This window comes from Lentzea sp. NBC_00516, assembly GCF_036346835.1.
GTDB classification, from domain to species: Bacteria; Actinomycetota; Actinomycetes; order Mycobacteriales; family Pseudonocardiaceae; genus Lentzea; species Lentzea sokolovensis.
On sequence record NZ_CP107840.1, the window covers coordinates 9,851,013 to 9,868,599 of the forward strand.

Annotated in this window: 16 protein-coding genes; 9 read left to right on the forward strand and 7 right to left on the reverse strand. The window is 68.5% G+C overall.

Features of this window, described 5'->3' with window-relative positions; translation table 11 throughout:
* The first annotated feature begins 19 nt into the window (after window positions 1-19).
* The 8 genes from thrS (at window position 20) to OG205_RS45940 (ending at window position 7,617) form a co-directional block, all read left to right on the forward strand.
* Window positions 20-2,026 carry a threonine--tRNA ligase gene (thrS, locus tag OG205_RS45905; RefSeq protein ID WP_330278378.1) on the forward strand — a complete coding sequence of 669 codons (2,007 nt, stop codon included), beginning with the start codon at window positions 20-22 and terminating at the stop codon, window positions 2,024-2,026.
* Window positions 2,023-2,571 carry an HIT family protein gene (locus OG205_RS45910; RefSeq protein WP_330273997.1) on the forward strand — a complete coding sequence of 183 codons (549 nt, stop codon included), beginning with the start codon at window positions 2,023-2,025 and terminating at the stop codon, window positions 2,569-2,571. The genes thrS and OG205_RS45910 overlap by 4 nt, the downstream gene beginning before the upstream one ends.
* 56 nt (window positions 2,572-2,627) lie before the next feature.
* Window positions 2,628-2,807, forward strand: a complete 180-nt coding sequence (locus OG205_RS45915; protein ID WP_330273998.1) for a hypothetical protein — start codon at window positions 2,628-2,630, stop codon at window positions 2,805-2,807.
* 277 nt (window positions 2,808-3,084) lie between these two features.
* Complete coding sequence (locus OG205_RS45920; protein ID WP_330273999.1) at window positions 3,085-3,924, forward strand: helix-turn-helix domain-containing protein; 840 nt, start codon at window positions 3,085-3,087, stop codon at window positions 3,922-3,924.
* Between the two features lie 85 nt (window positions 3,925-4,009).
* Window positions 4,010-4,612, forward strand: coding sequence for a phosphatidylinositol phosphate synthase (gene pgsA / locus OG205_RS45925; protein ID WP_093601142.1), 603 nt, complete (start codon window positions 4,010-4,012; stop codon window positions 4,610-4,612).
* Window positions 4,609-5,511 (forward strand): phosphatidylinositol mannoside acyltransferase, encoded by a 903-nt coding sequence (locus OG205_RS45930; RefSeq protein WP_330274000.1) that lies wholly within the window; start codon window positions 4,609-4,611, stop codon window positions 5,509-5,511. The genes pgsA and OG205_RS45930 overlap by 4 nt, the downstream gene beginning before the upstream one ends.
* Window positions 5,508-6,620 (forward strand): glycosyltransferase family 4 protein, encoded by a 1,113-nt coding sequence (locus OG205_RS45935; protein WP_330274001.1) that lies wholly within the window; start codon window positions 5,508-5,510, stop codon window positions 6,618-6,620. Before OG205_RS45930 ends, OG205_RS45935 begins: the two co-directional genes overlap by 4 nt.
* A gap of 49 nt (window positions 6,621-6,669) precedes the next feature.
* A complete protein-coding gene (locus OG205_RS45940; protein WP_330274002.1) occupies window positions 6,670-7,617 on the forward strand; it encodes an NUDIX hydrolase in 948 nt (315 codons plus the stop codon).
* Window positions 7,618-7,620: 3 nt separating this feature from the next.
* Here the strand turns inward: OG205_RS45940 and fxsT are convergent, their stop codons facing one another.
* The 5 genes from fxsT to OG205_RS45965 are packed head-to-tail and all read right to left on the reverse strand — an operon-like array spanning window position 7,621 to window position 14,726.
* A complete protein-coding gene (gene fxsT, locus OG205_RS45945; protein ID WP_330274003.1) occupies window positions 7,621-9,972 on the reverse strand; it encodes an FxSxx-COOH system tetratricopeptide repeat protein in 2,352 nt (783 codons plus the stop codon).
* A 16-nt stretch (window positions 9,973-9,988) separates the two neighbouring features.
* The gene (locus OG205_RS45950; RefSeq protein WP_330274004.1) at window positions 9,989-10,981 is read right to left on the reverse strand and encodes a TIGR03842 family LLM class F420-dependent oxidoreductase; all 993 of its coding nucleotides are present in this window, start codon (window positions 10,979-10,981) and stop codon (window positions 9,989-9,991) included.
* 15 nt (window positions 10,982-10,996) lie between these two features.
* Window positions 10,997-12,382 (reverse strand): dihydropyrimidinase, encoded by a 1,386-nt coding sequence (hydA, locus tag OG205_RS45955; RefSeq protein WP_330274005.1) that lies wholly within the window; start codon window positions 12,380-12,382, stop codon window positions 10,997-10,999.
* Window positions 12,379-13,221: a nitrilase-related carbon-nitrogen hydrolase gene (locus OG205_RS45960; RefSeq protein WP_319979120.1), complete on the reverse strand. Its 843-nt coding sequence runs from the start codon at window positions 13,219-13,221 to the stop codon at window positions 12,379-12,381. The genes hydA and OG205_RS45960 overlap by 4 nt, the downstream gene beginning before the upstream one ends.
* Window positions 13,218-14,726, reverse strand: coding sequence for an NCS1 family nucleobase:cation symporter-1 (locus OG205_RS45965; protein ID WP_330274006.1), 1,509 nt, complete (start codon window positions 14,724-14,726; stop codon window positions 13,218-13,220). Before OG205_RS45965 ends, OG205_RS45960 begins: the two co-directional genes overlap by 4 nt.
* Window positions 14,727-14,870: 144 nt before the next feature.
* On the opposite strand from OG205_RS45965, the gene OG205_RS45970 reads away from it, so the two are divergent.
* Window positions 14,871-15,572 (forward strand): hypothetical protein, encoded by a 702-nt coding sequence (locus OG205_RS45970; RefSeq protein ID WP_330274007.1) that lies wholly within the window; start codon window positions 14,871-14,873, stop codon window positions 15,570-15,572.
* Here the strand turns inward: OG205_RS45970 and OG205_RS45975 are convergent.
* Together OG205_RS45975 and OG205_RS45980 are read right to left on the reverse strand one after the other, a co-directional pair.
* Window positions 15,553-17,067: an ATP-binding protein gene (locus OG205_RS45975; RefSeq protein ID WP_330274008.1), complete on the reverse strand. Its 1,515-nt coding sequence runs from the start codon at window positions 17,065-17,067 to the stop codon at window positions 15,553-15,555. The genes OG205_RS45970 and OG205_RS45975 overlap by 20 nt on opposite strands.
* On the reverse strand, window positions 17,064-17,573 hold the full coding sequence (locus tag OG205_RS45980) for a hypothetical protein (RefSeq protein WP_330274009.1): 510 nt from the start codon (window positions 17,571-17,573) through the stop codon (window positions 17,064-17,066). The genes OG205_RS45975 and OG205_RS45980 overlap by 4 nt, the downstream gene beginning before the upstream one ends.
* Window positions 17,574-17,587 lie beyond the last annotated feature (14 nt).

Genomic DNA, 17,587 nt, shown 5'->3' on the forward strand with positions numbered 1-17,587 from the left:
CGCCCAGAATCCGCCGCGCGTGGTGGTTCCGGCTGGGACGACGGCGGGCACGGCCGTGCGCGAAGCCGGTCTGCCGGGCAAGGGTTCCGACGCGATCGTCGTCGTGAAGGACGCCGAGGGCCACCTGCGCGACCTGTCGTGGACCCCGCAGGTCGACGTCGAGGTCGAGGCCGTCGCCGCGGACACCGAGGACGGCCGCAGCGTCATCCGCCACTCCGCCGCGCACGTGCTGGCGCAGGCCGTGCAGCAGCAGTTCCCCGACGCCAAGCTCGGCATCGGCCCGCCCGTGAAGGACGGCTTCTACTACGACTTCCAGGTCGAGAAGCCCTTCACGCCCGAGGACCTGCAGGCGCTCGAGAAGCGCATGAAGCAGATCATCAAGTCCTCGCAGCGGTTCTCGCGCCGCGTGGTCGAGTCGATCGACTCCGCGAAGGCCGAGCTGGCGTCCGAGCCGTTCAAGCTGGAGCTCGTCGACATCAAGAGCGACGTCGACACCAGCGAGATCATGGAGGTCGGCGGCGGCGAGCTGACGATCTACGACAACCTCGACCCGCGCTCCGGTGAGCAGGTCTGGGGCGACCTGTGCCGCGGCCCGCACGTGCCGACCACCAAGCACATCCCGGCGTTCAAGCTGACCCGCGTGGCGGCGGCGTACTGGCGCGGCAACGAGAACAACCCGCAGCTGCAGCGCATCTACGGCACCGCGTGGGAGTCGCAGGAGGCGCAGGACCTCTACCTGGAGCGCCTGGCAGAGGCCGAGCGCCGCGACCACCGCAAGCTCGGTGTCGAGCTCGACCTGTTCTCGTTCCCGGACGAGATCGGTTCCGGCCTCGCGGTGTTCCACCCCAAGGGCGGCATCATCCGCAAGGCCATGGAGGACTACTCCCGGCAGCGGCACACCGAGGCGGGCTACGAGTTCGTCTACTCGCCGCACATCACCAAGGGCAAGCTGTTCGAGGTCTCCGGTCACCTGGACTGGTACAAGGACGGCATGTACCCGGCGATGCACCTCGACGCCGAGTTCAACGAGGACGGCACGGTCCGCAAGCCCGGCCAGGACTACTACCTCAAGCCGATGAACTGCCCGTTCCACGACCTGATCTTCAAGTCGCGCGGCCGTTCCTACCGCGAACTGCCGTTGCGCATGTTCGAGTTCGGCTCGGTCTACCGCTACGAGAAGTCCGGCGTGGTGCACGGCCTGACCCGCGTGCGCGGCATGACGCAGGACGACGCGCACATCTTCTGCGCGCGCGACCAGGTCCGCGACGAGCTGAAGTCGCTGCTGACGTTCGTGCTGGACCTGCTGCGCGACTACGGCCTCGACGACTTCTACCTGGAGCTCTCCACCAAGAACCCGGAGAAGTTCGTCGGCCCGGACGACATCTGGGAGGAGGCGACCGCGACGCTCGCCTCGGTGGCCGAGGAATCCGGCCTGGAGCTCGTGCCCGACCCCGGTGGCGCCGCGTTCTACGGCCCGAAGATCTCCGTGCAGGCCCGCGACGCGCTCGGCCGCACCTGGCAGATGTCGACGATCCAGCTCGACTTCATGCTGCCCGAGAAGTTCGAACTGGAGTACACCGGTCCGGACGGCTCCCGCCAGCGCCCGGTCATGATCCACCGCGCGCTGTTCGGCACGGTCGAGCGCTTCTTCGGCGTGCTGACCGAGCACTACGCGGGCGCGTTCCCGGCGTGGCTCGCGCCGGTGCAGGTCATGGGCATCCCGGTGACGTCCGAGAACGCCGACCACCTGTTCGCGGTGCGCGAGGTGCTGCGCAAGGCCGGCATCCGGGTCGACGTCGACGCGTCCGACGACCGCATGCAGAAGAAGATCCGCAACCACACCATGCAGAAGGTGCCGTTCATGCTCCTGGCCGGCGCCAAGGACGTCGAGGCGAACGCGGTGTCGTTCCGGTTCCGCGACGGCACGCAGATCAACGGCGTGCCGGTGGAGCGGGCCGTCGAGCAGATCGTCGACTGGGTCGGCCGTCGTGAGAACGCCTCGCCCACGGCGGAACTGCTCTCGTGACGCCTGAGTTCTCCGAGCAGGACGGTGTGGGGGTCCACGACGCGTTGCAGCGTCTGTGGACCCCGCACCGCCTGTCGTACGTCCAGGGCGCGGGAAAGGCCCACGGCGACGAGCCGGAGGGCTGCCCGTTCTGCCGGGTCGTGTCCCTGGACGACGAGGCGGGGCTGATCATCGCGCGCGGGGCCGAGGTCTTCGCGTTGCTGAACCTGTACCCGTACAACCCGGGCCACCTGATGGTGCTGCCGTACCGGCACGTGGCGGACTACACCGAGCTCACCGCCCCCGAGACCGCGGAGCTCGCCGCGTTCACGCAGAGGGCCATGAAGGTCGCGCGGCACGTGGCGGCGCCGCACGGGTTCAACATCGGCATGAACCAGGGCGTCGTCGCCGGCGCCGGGATCGCCGCCCACCTGCACCAGCACGTGGTGCCGCGGTGGGGCGGGGACGCGAACTTCATGCCGGTCATCGGGCACACCAAGGTGCTGCCGCAGTTGCTGGGGGAGACCCGGCAGCTGCTGGCGGACGGGTGGAAGGCCGTCGACTGATCGTTTCGCGGCGCCTATCGGTTGACTTTCGATAGATCGCGAGTGATAGTCGATCTATGCCTAGACTGCTGCTGCCCTTGGTGGGCTGTGTGCTCCTCGTCGCGCTCGGAGTCGGCGCGATCATGTACGCCGACTACGACGACGCCCCCGGTCTGGGGTTGATCGGCTTTGTGCTCATTTTCGGCGCCATCGCGCTGGGTGTTCGGGCGGTATTGCGGGCTAAACGCGACGTTTAGCGAGGGTGTTGTGATTGAAAGCCGTACCAATTGTTGGACAAAAGAGTGACAAAAACCACTCACGTTGTCCGCACTCGACAATCAAGGCAGTTTCCACGTCGAGCGGAATGGCTTTCGGTTACATCTTTCGGGTACATTTCTCCAGTCGATCGAGACGTAACACCAGCACAAAGCGATTCCAGGTAGGTGAGATCACCCACCTGGAGGTGTCAACTGCGAGTCAAGTCCCCGCCTATGGCCGATCGTCTCACCGTGTGCGAATGGTTACGGTGCGAACATGACCGCACCTGAGCGTTCGCGATTAGCGAGAGAGCGGCTTTCGCGTGAACTACGCCGGTTGCGCACCGAGGCGAAGATGACCGGCACGGCCACCGCCCGTGCCACCGGGATGAGCCAGTCAAAGCTGTCGAAGATCGAGAACGGCATGCTGCTTCCGTCCGTCATGGACGTGGAGCGTCTCGTGGCGGAACTGGCCGCCGCGAGAGAGACGCGCATCGAACTGGTCGAACTCGCCAGGTCGCTGCACGCGGAGGCGGAAACCCGCCGCGTCGTGCTGCACCGAGGAGCGCACCGCCACCAGCAGACGATCAGCCGCGTGGAGGCGCGGGCTGCGACGTCGAGGTTCTTCCAGGTCAACCTGGTACCCGCGTTGTTGCAGTCCGAGCCCTACCTGCGGACCGTGCTGGGGACGATGCCGCATTCGGAGCAGGAGGCCGCGGTGGCCGCCCTGCGCACCCGGCGTGCCCGGATGGACGACCTGGCGAAGCAGTTCGTGTTCGTGCTCTCCGAAAGCGCGCTGCGCTGGCGGATGGGCACGGCCGAGTTGATGGCGGAACAGATCGAGCACCTGGCCGCGATCCAGCGCCGCCCGAACGTCCGTCTCGGCGTGGTCCCGTGGTCGGCGGACGCGAACGTGGTCGCCCTGCACGGTTTCCACATCTACGACGAGCGCGTCGTCACGGTCAGCGTGCTGACCGGCAACGCCACCATCACCGACCCGCTGGACGTGCGCGAGTACCTCGCGCTGTTCGGCCGGCTGGAGCGGCTGGCGGTGCGAGGGGAGGAGTTGCAGGCGCTGCTGAAGCGCATTGCCGAAGACCACCGCCGACTCGGTTAGAGGCGGTTTCGCAGAGGGGGACTCGCGGGTGCCATGTCACCCGCGAGCCAGGTGTTTCGGCAGCCCAGCTAGGCTGCGACCTGCCATGCTGAACATCTTCGCTCGCGCGTCCGTCTCGCGCGTCACCGATCCGATCGGGGCGTGGCTGCTGGCGCGTGGCCTCACGCCCAACGCCGTGACCGTGGTCGGCACGATCGGTGCCGTGGCGAGCGCGCTGTGGTTCATTCCCCGCGGGCAGCTGTTCCTGGGCTGCGCGCTGGTGACCTTCTTCGTGTTGCTCGACCTGATCGACGGCGCCATGGCCCGTGCGCAGGGGCCCACGAGGTTCGGCGCCGTGCTCGACGCCACCTGCGACCGCATCGCGGACGGGGCGCTGTTCGCGGCGCTCACCTGGTACGCGTTCGACACCGGCGACCGGTGGACGGCAGCGGCCGGGTTCATCTGCCTGGTCGCCTCGCAGGTCATCTCGTACGTCAAGGCGCGCGCCGACGCGTCCGGGCTGAGCGCTGACGGTGGCCTGGCCGAACGGGCCGAGCGGTTCATCGTCGCGCTGATCGGCGCCGGGGTGCAGGGTCTGGGAGTGCCGTACCTGATGGCCATCTCGCTGTGGCTGCTCGCGGCCATGACGGTCGTGACGGTGCTGCAGCGGATCTTCTCCGTCGCGAAGTCGGCGCGGGAGGCCGCGTGAACCTCGCGACCCTCGGGTACAGCGCCGGGTGGCGACTGATCCGCCTGCTGCCGGAGTCGTGGGCGCGCGGGCTGTTCCAAGCCGGTGCCGACTACGCGGCCAAACGCGGCGGCGAGAGCGTCGACCAGTTGCGCACCAACCTGCGCCGGGTCGTGCCGCGAGCCGGCGAGGAAGAGCTCGACGAACTCGTGCAGGACTCGCTGCGGTCGTACGCGCGGTACTGGTGCGAGGCGTTCCGGCTGCCGTCGATGGACCTGCGCGCCGCCTACGAGAAGTGCGACTCGCAGGTGTCCGGCGTGGAGAACCTCGACGCCGCGCTGCAGGCCGGCACCGGTGCCGTCGTCGCCCTGCCGCACAGCGGCAACTGGGACATGGCGGGCGTCTGGCTCGTTGGCCACTCCGGCACGTTCACGACGGTCGCCGAGCGGCTGAAGCCCGAGTCGCTGTACCGCAAGTTCGTGGAGTTCCGCGAGACCCTCGGTTTCGAGGTGCTGCCGCTCAACGGCGGCGACCGTCCACCCGCGACAGTGCTCGCCGAACGCCTGCGCGCCAACAAGGTCGTCTGCCTGCTCAGTGACCGGGACCTGACGTCGTCCGGCGTGCCCGTGACGTTCTTCGGTGAGCAGACCCTGATGCCCGCGGGCCCGGCGCACCTGGCCGCGACGACGGGCGCCGCGCTGCTGCCGGTCGGCTGCTGGTTCACCGCGGACGGCTGGCACTTCCGCATCCACCCGCCGATCAAGGTCAGCACCGTCCAGGCCGCCACGCAGGCCGTCGCGGACGTGTTCGCCGCCGACATCGCCGCGCACCCGGCCGACTGGCACATGCTGCAGAAGCTCTGGCTCGCCGACCTGCCGGAGAAGCGCCGCGCCGCACTGGCCAGGAGGCTCTCGCGGTGAAGGTGGGGATCGTCTGCCCGTATTCCCTCGACGTGCCAGGAGGAGTGCAGGCCCACGTCGTCGATCTCGCCCGCGCCCTGATCGGCCTCGGGCACGACGTGAACGTCTTCGCGCCCGCCGACGACGAGCAGGAACTGCCGTCGTTCGTCACATCCGCGGGCCGTGCGGTCGCCATCCCGTACAACGGGTCCGTGGCGCGGCTGTCGTTCGGCCCGGTCTCGTACGCGCGGGTCCGCCGCTGGATCGACGAGCACTCGTTCGACGTCCTGCACCTGCACGAGCCCACCGCGCCTTCCTTGTCGTTCCTGGCTTTGGTGGTCGCCGACGGCCCGATCGTCGCCACCTTCCACACCTCGACGCCGCGCTCCAAGATGCTGTCGGCGTTCCAGCCCGTGCTGCAGCCGTTCCTGGAGAAGGTCACCGCCCGCATCGCCGTCTCCGCGCTGGCCAGGCGCGTGCAGGTCGAGCACCTCGGCGGCGACGCGGTGGAGATCCCGAACGGCGTCGACGTCGACTTCTTCGCCTCGGCGTCCACTTTGGACGGCTACCCGCGCGCGGGCGGCACGATCGGCTTCGTCGGCCGCTACGACGAGCCGCGCAAGGGCATGCCGATCCTCTGGGAGGCGTTCGGCCTGATCGCCGACGAGTTCCCGGACCTGCGCCTGCTCGTCGTGGGCCGCGGCGAGGACCCGTTCGAAGGCCCCTTCGCCGACCGCGTCGACCTGCTGGGCCAGGTCAGCGACGAGGACAAGGCCAGGATGCTGCGGTCCGTGGACGCCTACGTCGCCCCGAACACCGGCGGCGAGTCGTTCGGCATCATCCTCACCGAGGCCATGTCCGCCGGCACCGCCGTGGTGGCTTCGGACCTGGACGCGTTCCGCCGCGTGCTGGACGACGGCAAGGCGGGCGCGCTGTTCCCGGTCGGCGACGCCCACGCGCTGGCCGACGCGCTGCGCTCGGTGCTGCGGGATTCCGCGCTGCGCGCCGAGTACGTCGACCTGGCGTCGGCGCGGGTGCAGGCCTTCGACTGGTCCGTGGTCGCGTCACAGGTGCTGCGCGTCTACGAGACCGCCATCGCCGCAGACCCCCGCAGGGTGAGCGAGGCATGACAGCGCTTTTTCCTTGGTTCAACGCTGATCCATGCGGGGTGAGCCGACCGTGACCACCGCGCTCGTCGTAGTTTTCGTCGCTCTGCTGCTCGCCGCCTGGATCCTGAAGATCGCGAACCGCCTGGACCGCCTGCATGTCCGCACCGACGCCGCCTGGGCCGCCGTGGACGCCGCTCTGGGCCGCCGCGCCGTCCTGGTGCGCACGCTGCTGGTGCCGGAACTCTCCGCCGCGGCCTCCCGCGCCGAGTCCGCGTCGCGCGCCGACCGCGAACAGGCCGAGAACGAACTCTCCGGCCTCCTCGGAGCCCTGGACCGCTCGACTTTGGCCCCAGCACTGGCCTTCGAACTGGCCGACGCCGAAGAACGAGTGATGCTGGCCCGCCGCGTCCACAACGACGCCGTCCGCGACACCCTGTTGCTGCGCCGCCGCCGAGTGGTCCGCTGGCTGCGCCTGGCAGGCACCGCCCCGCAACCGTCGTACTTCGAGATCGCCGAACCCGTGAGTCCGTCCGACGCCGCGATGCTGCGACCCCGTCCCTCCGCCCGCGTGGTCCTGACGGACTCCTCTGGCCGTGTGCTGCTCTTCCAGGGCTTCGACCCCGCCCGCCCCCAAGAATCCTTCTGGTTCACGGTCGGCGGCGGCGTGGAGAACGGCGAGGACCTGCGCGCCACGGCCGTCCGCGAGGCCTTCGAGGAGACCGGTCTGAAGCTCGCGCCGGAGTCGCTGGTGGGCCCGATCTGGCGTCGGCGCACGGTTTTCTCGTTCGACGGCGAGACGTTCGACGCGGAGGAGTGGTTCTTCTACGCCTCCGTCGACGGCCTCGACGTGGACACCTCGGGCTTCAACGACGTCGAGGAAACCTCCATCACCGGATACCGGTGGTGGAGCGCGCAGGAGCTGGAAGCGGCCGAGGACACCGTCTATCCGGTGCAGCTGGCCGAGCTCATGCCGACGCTCGGCACGGAGTGGGACGGCGAGACCCGCACGGTCCGCTGACCTTCAGGTGCCCGCTTCGTCCAGGCGCCACTTCCAGTAGTCGAGATTGTTTCCGGTCAGCCGCGTGTCAGGATGATCTGGACCATGGATGCGACGCTGGTCAGCGAGTAGCTCTTTGAAGGTCGCCACTGCTTCCTCCACGTCACCTGCCTCACCTTGCAGGGTAGCGAGGTTGCCGCGTGTGATCAGTGTGCTGGGGTGGTCGGATCCGAGGACGCGGAGCCGGTCGGCGAGGACTTCTCGGTAGCCGGCGGCCGCCGCTTCGTGGTCGCCGATCCGGGTCTGGGCGTAGGCGAGGTTGTTGCGGCTGAGGAGCGTTTCGGGGTGGTCGGGTCCCAGGATGCGGAGGCGGTCAGCCAGGACCTCCCGGAGGGCGGCGACTGCCACTTCGTACTTACCGACATCCGTTTGGGCTGTGGCGAGGTTGTTGCGGGTGACCAGGGTGTCGGGGTGGTCGGGCCCGAGGACGCGGAGCTGGTCGACGAGAAGCTCCTCAAGAGCGGCCATCTCTCCTGCCGCATCGCCCGCTGCACCCCGCCGGCGGGCGAGGTTGTTGCGGGTCATCAGGGTGTCGGGGTGGTCGGCTCCGAGGATCCGGAGCCGGTCGGCGAGCAGGTCCTGGAGAGCGGCGACCGCCGCGGTGTTGTCACCGGCCTTGCCCTGCGCCGTGGCGAGGTTGCTACGGGTCCGAAGGGTGCTTGGGTCGTCTGGTCCGAGGATGCGGAGCCGGTCGGCGAGCAGGGCTTGGAAGGCTACGACCGCTCCAGCATGGTCCCCGGCCTCGCCTCGCACTTGCGCCAGGTTGCTGCGTGTGATCAAGGTGCTGGGGTCGTCGGGCCCGAGGACGCGGATCTTGTCGGCGAGGAGTTCTTCGAACGCGGCCATCGCTCCTTCCAGGTCACCTGCGTCCGCTCGCGTGGAGGAGTGGTTGTGGCGGAGGGTCAGGGTGTCTCGGTGATCGGAACCCAACAACCGGGTGGCGGTGTCGCGCAGCGAGCCGAAGTAGTCCGTGGCTCCGGCAGCCAGACCGGCGTCAGCGCGACTACGGCCTGCACGGAGCAGGACCTTGTGGCATCGCGGCTGCCACAGCTGTGACTGGCCGACAGTGGCAAGCGCATCCACGCTCGAGCGCAGGGCCTGACTCAGCACGGTGTCTCGCTCCACCTCAGGCCACACCTGGTGTACCGCCGTTGCGGCGGTTCTGACAATCGAACCGGTTCGCTCGTCGGGCCACGCGTCCCGGGTCGCGCGTTGCACCAAGGTGTGCACCCGTATGTCGTGCGGAGCTGAGCTGAGGTCCAGGGTGACCAGGCTCAGCCGGTGCAGACAGCTGAGTCCGTCTCGCGCGTCGGACTCGTCGACAGGGCGTCCAGCCGTCTCGCTCAGCAACTCGAGAGTCACGCCGGCGGTGAACACCGAGGCCGGTATCCCGTTGTGGTCCAAGACGCTCGCGATCTCCAGCAAAGGGCGGGCCACTCCCTCGGGTGCCAGCCGGTTCGCCAGTTCCACCGACAGCGACCAGGTCGCCGCCACCGTGGTCTGGTGCTCGTCGGGCAGGCCGTCGCCGTCCGGCACGACGTTCGCCAGACGTCGTTCGGCGAAGCGCGCTCGGTACTCGGAGCAGGACAGGTGCTTGTCCACCAAGTACGCGCCCGCCTGAGCAAGCGCCACCGGCAGGCGTCCCAGGTCCCGCACCAGGCCCTCGGCATCGTCGAGCAGCCGGGGCTCGTCGGTCAGCACCGTCTTCACGTAGGCGAGGGCTTCGGGTTCGTCGAAGACGTCCACCTCGACGAGGTTCCGGCGGTGGCCCCGCAGAGCGGAGTCCCGGCGTCGCGTCGTGACCACGACCTGGCCGTTCGGGCTCGCCGGTGGCCACAGCCGGGTCAGGTCTGCGGGGGTCTGCAGGTCGTCGAGCACCACCATCCACGACGCGGCCGTGGTCGCCAGCTGCTCCAGCAGGGTCTGCGCGCCCTGCTCTGGATCGGGAGTCACGTGTCCGGTGAGTTTGGCTGCGGCGTCGGCGTAGGCGGACACTATGGCTTCACGCGAACTCGCGGTCACCCACACCAGGAGTTGGACGTCGCCGGCCTCCCACCTGCGTTCGGCGTGGTCGGCCGCCAGCTGTGTCTTGCCCACGCCGCCCATGCCGAACAGAACCGTCACGCCGTCGGAGATGAGGTCCGCGCGTTCCTGGAACGAGGCCGCGCGCAGCGGAATCAGGCCTGTCCGCAGCGGTAGCTCGGCAGGGCGTTGAGGGGTGTGGACGTGGATGTCGCCGTGGTGGACGCCTACCTGAACGACCTGCCCCGACGCGTCCTCCACGGAGTTGGACACGGTGGGCAGGTCGTCGGACATGACGAACAGTATGGACCTAAACGGCGGAGATGATCGCCGAACCGTAGGCGTCGCGCGTCTTGTCCTTCTCGTCGTGCATCAGGTAGAGCGCGAAGTTGTCGACGCCGATCTCCTTCAGTTCCTTCAGGCGTTCGATGTGCGCGGATTCCGGGCCGACGAGGCAGAAGCGGTCCACGATCGCGTCCGGCACGAAGTCGGTGGAACGGTTGCCCGCCTTGCCGTGGTGGGCGTAGTCGTAGCCCTCGCGGTCCTTGATGTAGTCGGTCAGGGCCTTGGGCACCACGCCCGAGTCCCCGTACCGCGTGACGAGGTCCGCGACGTGGTTGCCGACCATGCCGCCGAACCAGCGGAGTTGGTCGCGCTGGTGTGGCAGGTCCGTGCCCACGTAGGCCGGTGCCGCCACGCACATCGTGATGGCCGACGGGTCACGTCCGGCGGCCACCGCCGCTTCGCGGACGGAGCCGATGGTCCAGCGGGCGATGTCCGGGTCCGCGGTCTGCAGGATGAAGCCGTCGGCCTGCTCGCCGACCATCTTCAGCGCGCGCGGGCCGTAGGCGGCCATCCACATTTCGAGCTTTCCGTTGCGCACCCACGGGATCTGCACCGCTGTGCCGTGGTGCTCGACCTCTCGACCCTCCGCCAGCTCCTTGATCACGTGCATCGCGTCGCCCAGTGTGGCCAGGGACGCGGGCTTCTGGCCGATCACGCGGCGGGCCGAGTCGCCTCGGCCGATGCCGCAGACCGTGCGGTTGCCGAACATGTCGTTCAGCGTCGCGAACAGCGATGCCGTCACCGACCAGTCCCGAGTGGACGGATTGGTGACCATCGGGCCGATGATCAGGTCGCGGGTGGCGCTGAGCACCTGCGAGTAGATGACGAACGGTTCCTGCCACAGCACGCAGGAGTCGAACGTCCAGCCGTAGCGGAAGCCGCAGTCCTCGGCCGCGCGGAGGCCTTCCACCACGTCCCGCGCAGGCGGGTCGGTCTGCAGCACTACACCGAAGTCCACGGGTTACCGCCTTTCTCAGACGAGGTACTGGTTGAGGTCGCGGGAGACGAAACGGCCGTGGCCCGTCGAGCCGTGGTACGCGCCGTCCGCGATCACCTTGCGGCCGCGGGAGAACACCGTCTCCACCCGGCCGGTGACCTCGAAGCCCTCGTAGGCCGAGTAGTCCACGGCCATGTGGTGCGTCTCTGCGGAGATCGTCTGTGAAGCCGTTGGGTCGTAGATCACGACGTCCGCGTCGGCTCCCGGTGCGATCACGCCCTTGCGCGGGTACATGCCGAACATGCGCGCGGGAGTCGTCGAGACGATCTCGACCCAGCGTTCGCGGGTGATCTCGCCCTTCACGACGCCCTGGTGCAGCAGGTCGACGCGGTGCTCGACGCCGGGCATGCCGTTGGGGATCTTGGAGAAGTCGCCGACGCCGAGCTGCTTCTGGTCCTTGAAGCAGAACGGGCAGTGGTCGGTGCTCACCACCGAGAGGTCGTTGGTCCGCAGGCCGCGCCACAACGACGACTGGTGTTCCTTGGGCCGCAACGGAGGCGAGGCGACGAACTTCGCGCCCTCGAAGCCCGGCCGCGCCAGGTCCTCCAACGACAGGTACAGGTACTGCGGGCACGTCTCGGCGAACACGTTCTGACCCGTGTCACGGGCGGCCGTCACGGCGTCAAGCGCTTGCGACGCCGACAAGTGCACGATGTACAGCGGCGAACCGGTCACCTTCGCGAGCTGGATCGCGCGCGAGGTGGCCTCGCCCTCCAGTTCCGGCGGCCGGGTCAGGCCGTGCTGAACGGGGTCGCCCAACCCCGAGGCCAGCGCCTGCGCGACGAGCTCGTCGATCGCGATGCCGTTCTCGGCGTGCATCATGACCGTGGCACCGGTCTCGCGCGCCTTCTGCATGGCGCGCAGGATCTCGCCGTCGGTGGCGTAGAAGACGCCGGGGTAGGCCATGAACATCTTGAAGCTGTTCACGCCGGCCGCGATGCACGAGTCCATCTCCTTGAGCGACTCATCGTTCACGTCGGAGATGATCATGTGGAAGCCGTAGTCGACAGCGCAGTTGCCATCGGCCTTGCTGTGCCACTTGTCCAGAGTGGACAGCAGCGACGAACCCTTGGGTTGCACGGCGAAGTCGACGATCGTGGTGGTGCCGCCCCACGCCGCCGCGGTCGTGCCGGTCTCGAAGGTGTCGGCGGACTGGGTACCGCCGAACGGCATCTCCATGTGCGTGTGGGCGTCGATGCCACCGGGGATGACGTACTTCCCGGCCGCGTCGATCACCTCGTCGGCCTGCACCTCGAACCCCGGCGTGACCAGGGCGGCGATGTGCTCGCCGCTGATCAGCACGTCGGCGGCGTGCGAACCGGTCGCGTTGATGACCAGGCCGTTGCGGATGAGAGTGCTCACGGGTTCACCAGGCCCTCGTAGGTGTCGGGGCGGCGGTCGCGGTAGAACGCCCACGTGTCACGGACCTCGGTCAGCAGGTCCAGGTCGAGGTCTCGCACGACGAGCTCCTCCTCGGTGTCGGACGCGGCCTCGCCGATGAGCTGGCCACGCGGTGACACGAAGTATGTCTGGCCGTAGAACTCGTTGTCACCCAACGGTTCCACGCCCACGCGGTTGATGGCGCCGACGAAGTACTCGTTCGCCACGGCCGCGGCGGGCTGCTCCAGCTTCCACAGGTACTCGCTCAGCGAACGCGAGGTCGCCGACGGGTTGAACACGATCTTCGCGCCCGCGAGCCCCAGAGCGCGCCAGCCCTCGGGGAAGTGGCGTTCGTAGCAGATGTAGACGCCGATCCGGCCGACCGCGGTGTCGAACACCGGGTACCCGAGGTTGCCTGGCTTGAAGTAGAACTTCTCCCAGAAGCCCTTCACCTGCGGGATGTGGTTCTTGCGGTACTTGCCGAGGTACGTGCCGTCCGCGTCGATCACAGCGGCGGTGTTGTAGTAGACGCCCGGCTGCTCGACCTCGTACATCGGCACGATCAGCACGATGTTGTTCTGCGCGGCCACTTCCTGCATGAGCTGGGTGGTCGGACCGTCCGGAATGGACTCGGTGTAGGAGTAGAAGTCCGCGTCCTGCACCTGGCAGAAGTACGGGCCGTAGAAGAGCTCCTGGAGACACAACACCTGTGCGCCTTGGGATGCGGCGGCGCGGATGTGCTCGACCGCGTTCGCGATCATCGACTCCTTGTCGCCCGTCCACTTCTGCTGGACGAGCGCCGCCCGGATGATGTTGCTCACCTGGTCGTCTCCTTTGCCGTGTTGTCCTTCAGAGCGAGGAAGACCAGGAAGCCGGCCGCGAAGCCGACGACCCAGTTGTAGTCGTAGAGCGGCTTGAGGAACGGGATCAGCCCGTCCACCGGGAACGGCCCGCCGTGGGCGCCGCCGACCGCGAGCACCGAGCCCACGAGCGTCGCCAGCACGGCCCGCCAGTTCCAGCCGCCGTTGAACCAGTACGCGCCCCTGCCGTCCAGGTAGAGGTCGGTGAGCTCCAGATGCGTCTTCTTGATCACCCAGTACCCGCAGACGAACACACCGGCCACCGAGGCCAGCAGACCGCCGTAGAACCCGAGCCACGCGAAGATGTAGATGCTCGGATCGGAGATCAGCCGCCACGGCTGGATCACGATGCCGATGACGCCGGTGATCAGGCCGCCGATCGCGAACGTGATCTTCCGCGGGAAGGCGTTCGAGAAGTCGTAGGACGGGCTGACGACGTTGGCCGCGAGGTTCGCCGAGATCGTGGCCAGCACCAGCGAGATCAGCGCGATGACCACCAGGAACGTGTTGTCGAAGCGGGACGCGAGATCCGCCGGGTCCCAGATCGCCTCGCCGTACAGCGCCTGCGCGCCGGACGTGGTCAGGATCGCGACGATCGCGATGAACGACATCGTGGTCGGCAGGCCGAGCAGCTGCCCGATCGCCTGCTTCTTCTGCGAACCACCGAACCGCGTGAAGTCCGGCATGTTCAGCGACAGCGTCGACCAGAACGCGATCATGCCCATCAACGCGGGGAAGAAGAGCTTCCAGAACTCCGGTCCCCAGCCGAGCTTGCTGGGCGCGTCGAGGATCGGCCCGAACCCGCCGGCCTTCACCAGCACGTAGCCCAGCAGGATCAGGAACCCGACGCTGACCAGCGGCGCCGTCCAGTTCTCGAACCGCCGGATCGCGTCCATGCCGCGCCAGATCACCAGCATCTGCACGACCCAGAACCCGAAGAAGCACAGCCACAACGTCCACGGCTGGCCGCCGATCTGCGACGCCTTGGTCCACCCGTCGCCGGTCAGCCGCCCGATGATCACGTGCAGCGCCTTGCCGCCGACCCACGTCTGGATGCCGAACCAGGCGCAGGCGATGAACGCGCGCAGCAACGCCACCAGGTTCGCGCCGCGGATGCCGTAGAAGGCGCGGGCGAACACGGGGAACGGGATGCCGTACTTCGTGCCCGCGTGGCTGTTGAGCAGCATGGGAACGAGCACGATCAGGTTGCCCAGGGTGATCGTGAGGAACGCCTGCACCCAGTCCATGCCGATCGCGATCAACGACGCCGCGAGCGTGTAGCTGGGGATGTTGTGGGCCATGCCCATCCACAGCGCGAAGAAGTTGTACGTCGTCCATGTCCGCTGCTCGACGGGCACGGGTGCGAGCTCGGGGTTGAAGAACCTGCTGTCCTTGATGGGACCTGCGTCGCTCAGTTCGACGCGGCCGTCAGGTGTGACCTGGGGCGGTGAGGACTCGACTGCCATCGTTCAACCCCCTGTTACGCTGCTGAAACAACCTCAATCCTGGCGGATTCCATCCCGGAATCCTGGGTCCGGCGCCGCAGGTGTGGCAGTGTCAGAGTGTCCACGCTTGTCATGATCGGCGCACATTGTGTTCCACTGGATCTCATGGGGATCTCGCGGCGAGTTGTCCTTCTCGGTGGTGCGGGCCTGGTCGGAGCGGCCGGGACGTACGGAGCGCTGACCCCGCGCGGCCGCCGTCTGCTCGGCTGGACGGGCCCGGACGGAGTGGTCCCCGACGTCGCACCTGTACCCGTTCAGCCCACGCCGTGGGGCGCGTGGATGGGCGCGTCCGGCCCGGTGGTGCTCGTGCTGCACGGCCGCGGCGGTAGCGTCGGGTGGTGGCAGGACCTGGGGCTGCCGAAGTTCCTCAACGGGTGCGCGTTCCGATGCGCCGTGGTCAACGGCGGCGAGGACTACTGGGTTTCGCTGACGCCGCCCGTGCCGTTCGACGCCGCGCTGGGCGTGTCGATGGGAGGGTTCGGGGTGCTGGACATCGCGTCCCGGCAGCCGCTGAAAGCCGTGGCGGCCATCAGTCCGGCCCTCTTCCCGTCGTGGGAGGACGCCCAGCGGATCGACGGGTTCGCGTCGCGCGAGGTGTGGGAGGCGCACGAACCGTTGCGGCACAAGGAGAGGATCAAGTCACCGGTCGGCATGTGGTGCGGGCAGGAGGATCCGTTCCACGATCCCGCGCGGGAGCTCGCGGAGGCGGTCGGTGCGCGGAGTTCGTTCGAACACGGCGAGCACGACGCCGGCTACTGGCGCCGAGTGCTGCCAGATGCGTTGCGGTTCATCGGGGATCGGCTGTGAGCATGCGTGCCAACGCGTCCCGGTCCACCGCCGCCAGCCGCGCGTCCTCGTGCCTGCCGTTGCGCTCGAAGGCGAGCACCAGGCCTTCCAGCGCCTCGTGCATCAGCGGCGGGTCGTTGCTGTGCCGCACGATCTTCCAGGCCTCGTAGAGGTTGCCCAACGCCCGCTCGTCGTCCGCCGCCCGCAGGCAGGAGTGTCCGAGGCGCACCCGCAGAACCGCGACGGCCCACGGGTTGTCCAGGTTGATCGCCGCGTCCACTGCCAGCTGGTCGGTCATCAGCAGGTCGTCCAGGTGGCCGCGCAGGCCGAGGTAGTCGTGCAACGACTGGGCGATCGCGCCGGCGTGGGGGATGTGCCGCAACAGGAGCGCGGACAGCACGGACGCGACGAGCGTCGGCCGGTGGCGGTCGAACCAGTGCAGCGCCTCGGGCTGTTTCGGCGTGCGGAGCGCTTCGTCCATCTGCACGGCCCGCTCGGCGAAGTAGGTGAAGAACCGCGACATCGCCTGTTCGCGGGTCTCCTTCTCCTCGTCCACTCGCACGCAGTCCGCCGCGAACTGGCGCACCAGGTCGTGGAAGCGGTCGCCGGGCTCGATCAGGTGCGCGGTCCGCAGTTCCCGCAACGCCTTGCGCGCCTTGACTTCGGAGCATCCGGCGAGTTGCGCGGCACCCTCGACCGTCACCTCGTGCGATGGATGCAGCGCGGAAAGCCGGAACACCCGGCGTTGCTCCTCGGTGAGTGCTCGGTAGGACAGTTCGAACGCCGCGCGCACGGACCGTTCGTCGCCGTCGTCGAGCAGGTCCAGCTGCACCTCGCGCAGTTCCGCGACCCAGTCGTGGCCGGGGTCGGTGCGCCGCAGCGCCGCCATGATCCGCAACGCGAGCGGCAGCCGTCCGCACAGTTCGGCGAGTTCGAGATCGCCCACCAGCGCGGCCGCCTCGTCCGGTGGGAGCAGTCCCAGCTCCAGGTGGTGGGCGTCGTCCAGGCCGACGAGCCGGTGCCTGCTGGTGACGATCGTGCGGTGCCGGTTGGGCAGCAACGGCCGCACGTGCTGCGCGGACCTCGCGTTGTCGATCACGATCAGCATCGGTTCGCGGTCGGCGACAAGGGTGCGGAACAACGCGGCGCGGGCGTCCTCGGAGCGCGGGATCTCGCGCACCCCCAGGGCGGTCAGGAACTCCTCCAACGCCTGCGCCGGCGTCACCCGGCGTTCGTCGTCGTAGTCCTGGAGGTCGACGAAGAGCTTGCCGCCGGGGAGCTTCTCGGCGTGGCGCAGCACGAGTTCGGTCTTGCCGACACCGGCGAGGCCCGACACCACGGTCAGGCCGGCCACGTCCAGTTCGGCGAGTTCCCGCTCCCGGCCGACGAACGACTCGCTGGCGTGCCGAAGACCGTCGAGCGCGGTGGGCGCTGGTTCGGGGGAGGTGAGGTGAATGGAACCCACTGTGTTCGCCTGCACCACGTTCCCGTGGTTCTGCCCGACCTCGTTGGTCACCGCTGGGATTGTGCCACTTTGAGGCGCACCACGGCCGTGCCCGCTTTGCGGTCGTGCCAGGTCCGCGTGCCACGGAGATCAAGCGCCTCCACGGCGGACAGCACGAGCAGCACGAACCCGCCGACCAGCAGCAACGACGCGAGCCAGGCCGGCGACCTCACGGCGACGTGCTCGCCGATGACGACCCACGGCTGCTGCCAGCCGAGGCCCGCCATCAGCGCCGGCTCCCGCCATCCCAGACCGGTCAGCACGAGCACCGCGCCCGCGCCGGGCAGCGCGGTCGTGATGAGCGTGCGCGTCAGTGCCCGCCGGAGGTTCAGGCCGGACGCCGGGCCCACGACCCGCAGCCCCGCGAGGACTTTGCCGAGGGTGTTCAGGCGGAGCAGCAGAGCGTCGTACAGCGCCGCGCAGAGCACCACCAGCACGGGTTCGTGGACCAACGGCCACGCCACGACCAGCACCAGGAGCCAGTCGAGCAGACGGGCGATCAGCCGACGAACGAGCATGATTCACGCTAAGC

Bases quoted from the DNA above. Each gene is read 5' to 3' on its own strand.
- OG205_RS45915 (WP_330273998.1), top strand. From the start codon at position 2,628: ATGCCTAGACTGCTGCTGCCCTTGGTGGGCTGTGTGCTCCTCGTCGCG.
- OG205_RS45920 (WP_330273999.1), top strand. From the start codon at position 3,085: ATGACCGCACCTGAGCGTTCGCGATTAGCGAGAGAGCGGCTTTCGCGT.
- pgsA (WP_093601142.1), top strand. From the start codon at position 4,010: ATGCTGAACATCTTCGCTCGCGCGTCCGTCTCGCGCGTCACCGATCCG.
- fxsT (WP_330274003.1), bottom strand. From the start codon at position 9,972: ATGTCCGACGACCTGCCCACCGTGTCCAACTCCGTGGAGGACGCGTCG.
- OG205_RS45965 (WP_330274006.1), bottom strand. From the start codon at position 14,726: ATGGCAGTCGAGTCCTCACCGCCCCAGGTCACACCTGACGGCCGCGTC.
- OG205_RS45970 (WP_330274007.1), top strand. From the start codon at position 14,871: ATGGGGATCTCGCGGCGAGTTGTCCTTCTCGGTGGTGCGGGCCTGGTC.
- OG205_RS45980 (WP_330274009.1), bottom strand. From the start codon at position 17,573: ATGCTCGTTCGTCGGCTGATCGCCCGTCTGCTCGACTGGCTCCTGGTG.